The organism is Tissierella sp. (assembly GCF_052089545.1).
Lineage (GTDB): Bacteria > Bacillota > Clostridia > Tissierellales > Tissierellaceae > Tissierella_A.
The window spans coordinates 6,120-10,694 of sequence record NZ_JBQDAA010000068.1; the positions used below are offsets into that span (position 1 = coordinate 6,120).

Here is a 4,575-nt window from a genome sequence, read left to right on the forward strand (position 1 = left end):
AAAAAGCTACTCCAAGAGTCACACTAAAAGCTAACAATAAAAATGTATAATAAGTACTTTGTTTATCTTTGCCTTTCATATATCCAAAAGAATATACAGCAGCAAAAACCCATAGACTTGATGCTATCAGCCCAAAAACTACACCTAATGGATCTGGATCAATGCTCCATGCAAATCCTGCAAACTTACCGGCTATTCTTACGCTTTCACCTGAAAAAACAAGGAAAGCAACTCTCCAGCTAAAAAATGCACCTAATACAGCAAAGAAAAGTACTACAATATTTCGTATACGGCTTTTGATCCTTGGCATTGTTGCAACGATCAAACCACCTATTATTCCACTAAGTAAAGCCAAAACAAGATTAATCATCTAATATATCTCCCCTCCTCTACTGAATCATTAAAAGTTCAGTAGCAGCTCTGCTAGCTAATTCTAATATAGATCCTGGTAAAATTCCTAAGATTATCACAGCTGCACCTAAGATAATAAGAGATATCTTTTGTGGTAAAGCAGGATCTTTGAAATCTCCTTCCGGCTTTGGTTCAAAATAAGCGATTCTAATAATCGGTAGAAGATAAGCAGCACAAAGCACGCTTCCTAAAATAATTATAATTGCCGGTAAAATATTTCCAGATTCTAAACTTCCAAGAAGCAAATACCATTTTCCTACAAAGCCAGAAAATAGTGGTATTCCTATAAGTCCTAGACTTCCAATTGTAAAAACTCCCATAGTTATAGGCATTTTTCTTCCAATACCAGCTAAGTCACTAATGTTTTTCTTTCCACTTGCAGCAATCATAGCCCCAGCTGTTAAAAACAGAGATGATTTTATAACTGCGTGGCTAGCTAGGTAAAACAAGGTTCCTGTTAGTCCTTTTATATTCATCAATCCTAAGCCCAAGAAAAGATAACCCACTTGAGCGACAGTGGAATAGGCTAGTCTTCGCTTTAATTCCTTCTGGGTGATAGCAAATAAAGAACCAGCAATAATGGCAATCATACCTGCTAGCACTAAGATTCTGTTTATATTGAATTGTATCATTAGATCTTGTCCAAATACATTATACATAAATTTTAAGAAACAAATCATATACCCTTTTACAGCAAGTCCTGATAAAATAGCACTAGCTGGGGTTGGAGCATTTGAGTGTGCATCTGGTAACCATACATGTAATGGAAATAAAGCTGACTTTACTCCAAATCCAATAAGTGTAAAACTCATTGCTATCCATACTACATGAGTACTGTTTTGCCAAACTTGAAGAAGTTCTTGATGAGCAAAGCTCATATTTAAGTGACCAGTTAATATATATATAAATCCAATTGCACCAAGGACAAAACTAGAACCTAAAGTTGCTAATATCAAATATTTAAATGCCGCTTCTGATGCACGCGGATGATTACGAGCACTTACTAAAGCACAACTACTTAGGGTAGCTACTTCAACCAAAACAAATACGTTGAATAAGTCATTTGTTAGTGCCATTCCCACCAAGGCACCTCCAAGTAATAATAAAAGAACATAAAACCTAGTAGCTCGTTCTTTGCTTCCTATCTCCTCAATTAAATTATTCTTTGAAAATAAAGCAATGGGAAGGCTAATACCAGTTACAACAAGTATGAAAAATGCTGCTAAACTATCTACTTTTAACTCTATTCCCCATGGAGCAGCCCAGCCACCCATGTTATAAATAATTGGCTCACCATTTTGTAATAAAACCATAGATGCTAGATATCCTGCACCTATAAGCCACAAAGTTTCAGTAGAAATCACTAAACCTTCTACCAACTTTCTACGACGAGAAAATGTAGGTAAAATAAAAGCTACAAATAAAGGTATGATAACAACAAATACTGGCAAGTTAGCTGTAATAGTAGACATCATTTGTTCGTCACCTCATTTCTCATTTCTGCTATTTTTTTAGCATCTGTAGTTCCATATGATTTATGTAATCGAATAATAAGAGCTAAAGCAAAAGCAGTTACACTTACACTAACAACTATTCCAGTCAACATTAAAGCTGAAGGTAGTGGATTAATATAAGTCGATTGCGGACTAGCCTTATCAAGGATAGGCACAGCCGCACCTCTAATATTACCAGCACCAACAAACATTATAAAAATAGAACTTTCCATAATATTAATTCCAATTAATTTTTTGAATAAATCAGATTTTGTTAACACAATAAGAATTCCAATAACAAATAAAATAATGGCAATTGTGTATGGATAGTTTACCATGAGTTTTCTAAGTAAAATCTTCATGATTCTTCCCCTTTCATTGTGAAAAATAAAGTTATGATAGTACTAGCTACCCTGATACCAACACCAAGACCAAGAAGAGAGATAAGTCCTCCAGAAGCAAGGCTACCTGGTGATCCAAGACTGATACCTGTAAGCTTGTTTGATAAAAAAGGAGCACCTTTTATGATTCCTATAAGTCCTATAAGTCCATACCAAAGAGTACCGTAACTTTCTACCCAAACAAGAACCTTTTCTGGAATCTTCTTTTTGCCCTTTCCTACACCATATATAGTAGAAAACACTATAAATGCAAGTCCCAATATAATTCCTCCTGGAAAAGATCCTCCATGGAGAATAACATAAAATCCATATATACAAATAAAAGGTACAATTATGGCAGCTATTCGCTTAAAAATGAAATCTCTCACTTGCCATCCTCCTCCTTTTTAATAGGCTTTAAGGTAAGAACCACAGCCAATGTTGAAGTAAATAATACAATTGTCTCAAACATAGTATCATAAGCCCTATAATCAAGAACAATCGAGGTTACCATATCTAAAACTCCAGTATCATCTAAAGATTTTTCAATATATCGCTCTGACACCTGATTATGTATAGGATTATCAGCCATTCCATAAGGAGGAAGCTCTGCTACTGCAAGCAATACTCCAAATACTGCCAATAAAACTATGATAAGGATCAGTAGATTTTTTATTTTCACCACTACTCCTCCTTTCTATTAGTACGGAAAATAGCAACCATCATCAAAATAGTCATAGATATTCCAGCAGCTGCTTCCGTAATAGCAAGATCAGGACTATTCATCTGTAGCCAAATTAATGCCATAGTCAAACTGTATGCACCATAAATAATAACTGCATGTAACAAATCCTTAATAAAATATATAGCTAAAGATGCTACAATTAAGACAGAAAGTAACACCATAATTAAATAATCAACAGCTATAAAATTCATAATATTACTCCTTTCTCATCCTCGTAGTTTTAGTAGGCCTTGCACCATACATCACGCCAGCCTTAGCTATTAAATGTGACATAGTAGGATTTATAATCCAAAATAATATTAAAATAAATATAAGTTTAAACCGTAAAATCCAACTAGGACTAAGTAATAAAAGTCCAATTCCCATAAAACCAACACCAAGGGTATCTCCTATACCTACTCCATGTATTCTAGTATAGGGGTCTGGAAATCTAAATAATCCTAAAGTTCCTAAACTAAAGGCCAAAAATGACCCAATAAAGCAAATAGTCGCTATAAACTTAATCATTTGAAGACACGTCCTCTCCATCACCATGTAATTCTTTTAATCTTGGCATCTTAAATTCCCAAACACTAGGAGTAAGCGCCTTGATAACCCAAAGTCCACCTGCAAATCCACATAACATAAATACAAAAGCTACATCGACAAAGCCATACTCTTCTCTATAAAATGCTAGTAGTAAAATAATCATACTTACCTTACTGGTAATAGCATTTATAGCAATAAACCTATCTATTACGGTTGGTCCTATTATCGCTCTTAACAGAACTAATAGAATCAGAATCAGAAATCCTACCATTACCAAAAACATGAGCTTTCCTCCTTTGTACCAACATTTCTAAATTTTTAATTTCGGAAATAATACTCCAATAGTACAAAGCTACTCCCGTTTCTTGCGTAAGTGCATGCACTGTAAATACATCAGTATCTGGATCAAAATCAATAGTTATCGTACCAGGAGTAATAGTTATACAAGTAGCTAGAAAAACCCTTCCCCAGTCACTTTTGATACCAGGTGTCAACTCTAAAAATATTGAATTCACCGGTAAATCAGCAAATAGCAATATCTTAATCACATTTATATTAGATTTAATCACATTTCCTATCAATATTATGATACAACGACCGAAAAGCAATAATTCTCTAGGAGATAATAGACTAGGCAATCTTTTATTAAGACTTTTCCAAAACCAAACAGCAAATAGGGAAATAACTATTCCAACTATAACATGTTGTAGATCTACAACCCCTGAGATCACCATCCAAAATATGAATAAAGAAGTAAATGAAACCAATGATCTCTTATACAAAACAAACCACCTCTTTTTAATTTTTGTAAACACAAAAAAAAGCACAGGCAAATATGCCCAACGCTTGGAACGTTGCTATTAATATACATTAAAATATACTATATATGATTATAACATAAAATACAGTTAAAGCAAAAATAACAATCAAAACTATATTGCCTATAAAATATACTTTTATACTTTGTTTCTTCATATAGATATATTACTAGCAAATATATATGAATACTTTAACCTGA

The 4,575-nt window shown here is 33.7% G+C and carries 9 protein-coding genes; all 9 read right to left on the minus strand.

Features of this window, described 5'->3' with window-relative positions:
• Positions 1-370 (minus strand): hypothetical protein (locus tag ACTHW2_RS06605; RefSeq protein ID WP_442263182.1); only part of this gene is annotated, 370 nt, incomplete at its 3' end.
• 19 nt (positions 371-389) lie between these two features.
• Positions 390-1,886 (minus strand): monovalent cation/H+ antiporter subunit D family protein, encoded by a 1,497-nt coding sequence (locus ACTHW2_RS06610; protein WP_442263183.1) that lies wholly within the window; start codon positions 1,884-1,886, stop codon positions 390-392.
• Positions 1,883-2,266, minus strand: a complete 384-nt coding sequence (locus ACTHW2_RS06615; protein WP_442263184.1) for a sodium:proton antiporter — start codon at positions 2,264-2,266, stop codon at positions 1,883-1,885. The genes ACTHW2_RS06610 and ACTHW2_RS06615 overlap by 4 nt, the downstream gene beginning before the upstream one ends.
• A complete protein-coding gene (locus ACTHW2_RS06620; protein ID WP_442263185.1) occupies positions 2,263-2,673 on the minus strand; it encodes an MnhB domain-containing protein in 411 nt (136 codons plus the stop codon). The genes ACTHW2_RS06615 and ACTHW2_RS06620 overlap by 4 nt, the downstream gene beginning before the upstream one ends.
• Positions 2,670-2,969 carry a hydrogen gas-evolving membrane-bound hydrogenase subunit E gene (gene mbhE, locus ACTHW2_RS06625; protein WP_442263186.1) on the minus strand — a complete coding sequence of 100 codons (300 nt, stop codon included), beginning with the start codon at positions 2,967-2,969 and terminating at the stop codon, positions 2,670-2,672. The genes ACTHW2_RS06620 and mbhE overlap by 4 nt, the downstream gene beginning before the upstream one ends.
• On the minus strand, positions 2,969-3,220 hold the full coding sequence (locus ACTHW2_RS06630) for a hydrogenase subunit MbhD domain-containing protein (protein WP_442263187.1): 252 nt from the start codon (positions 3,218-3,220) through the stop codon (positions 2,969-2,971). Before ACTHW2_RS06630 ends, mbhE begins: the two co-directional genes overlap by 1 nt.
• A gap of 4 nt (positions 3,221-3,224) precedes the next feature.
• On the minus strand, positions 3,225-3,536 hold the full coding sequence (gene mnhG, locus ACTHW2_RS06635) for a monovalent cation/H(+) antiporter subunit G (protein ID WP_442263188.1): 312 nt from the start codon (positions 3,534-3,536) through the stop codon (positions 3,225-3,227).
• The gene (locus tag ACTHW2_RS06640) at positions 3,529-3,840 is read right to left on the minus strand and encodes a monovalent cation/H+ antiporter complex subunit F (protein WP_442263189.1); all 312 of its coding nucleotides are present in this window, start codon (positions 3,838-3,840) and stop codon (positions 3,529-3,531) included. Before ACTHW2_RS06640 ends, mnhG begins: the two co-directional genes overlap by 8 nt.
• Positions 3,758-4,339 carry a Na+/H+ antiporter subunit E gene (locus ACTHW2_RS06645; protein WP_442263190.1) on the minus strand — a complete coding sequence of 194 codons (582 nt, stop codon included), beginning with the start codon at positions 4,337-4,339 and terminating at the stop codon, positions 3,758-3,760. The genes ACTHW2_RS06640 and ACTHW2_RS06645 overlap by 83 nt, the downstream gene beginning before the upstream one ends.
• Positions 4,340-4,575 lie beyond the last annotated feature (236 nt).

What these genes read in the sequence shown, in the direction of transcription:
- ACTHW2_RS06630 (WP_442263187.1), bottom strand. Translation starts at nt 3,220, where the DNA reads ATGAATTTTATAGCTGTTGATTATTTAATTATGGTGTTACTTTCTGTC.
- mnhG (WP_442263188.1), bottom strand. Translation starts at nt 3,536, where the DNA reads ATGATTAAGTTTATAGCGACTATTTGCTTTATTGGGTCATTTTTGGCC.
- ACTHW2_RS06615 (WP_442263184.1), bottom strand. Translation starts at nt 2,266, where the DNA reads ATGAAGATTTTACTTAGAAAACTCATGGTAAACTATCCATACACAATT.
- ACTHW2_RS06640 (WP_442263189.1), bottom strand. Translation starts at nt 3,840, where the DNA reads ATGTTTTTGGTAATGGTAGGATTTCTGATTCTGATTCTATTAGTTCTG.
- ACTHW2_RS06610 (WP_442263183.1), bottom strand. Translation starts at nt 1,886, where the DNA reads ATGATGTCTACTATTACAGCTAACTTGCCAGTATTTGTTGTTATCATA.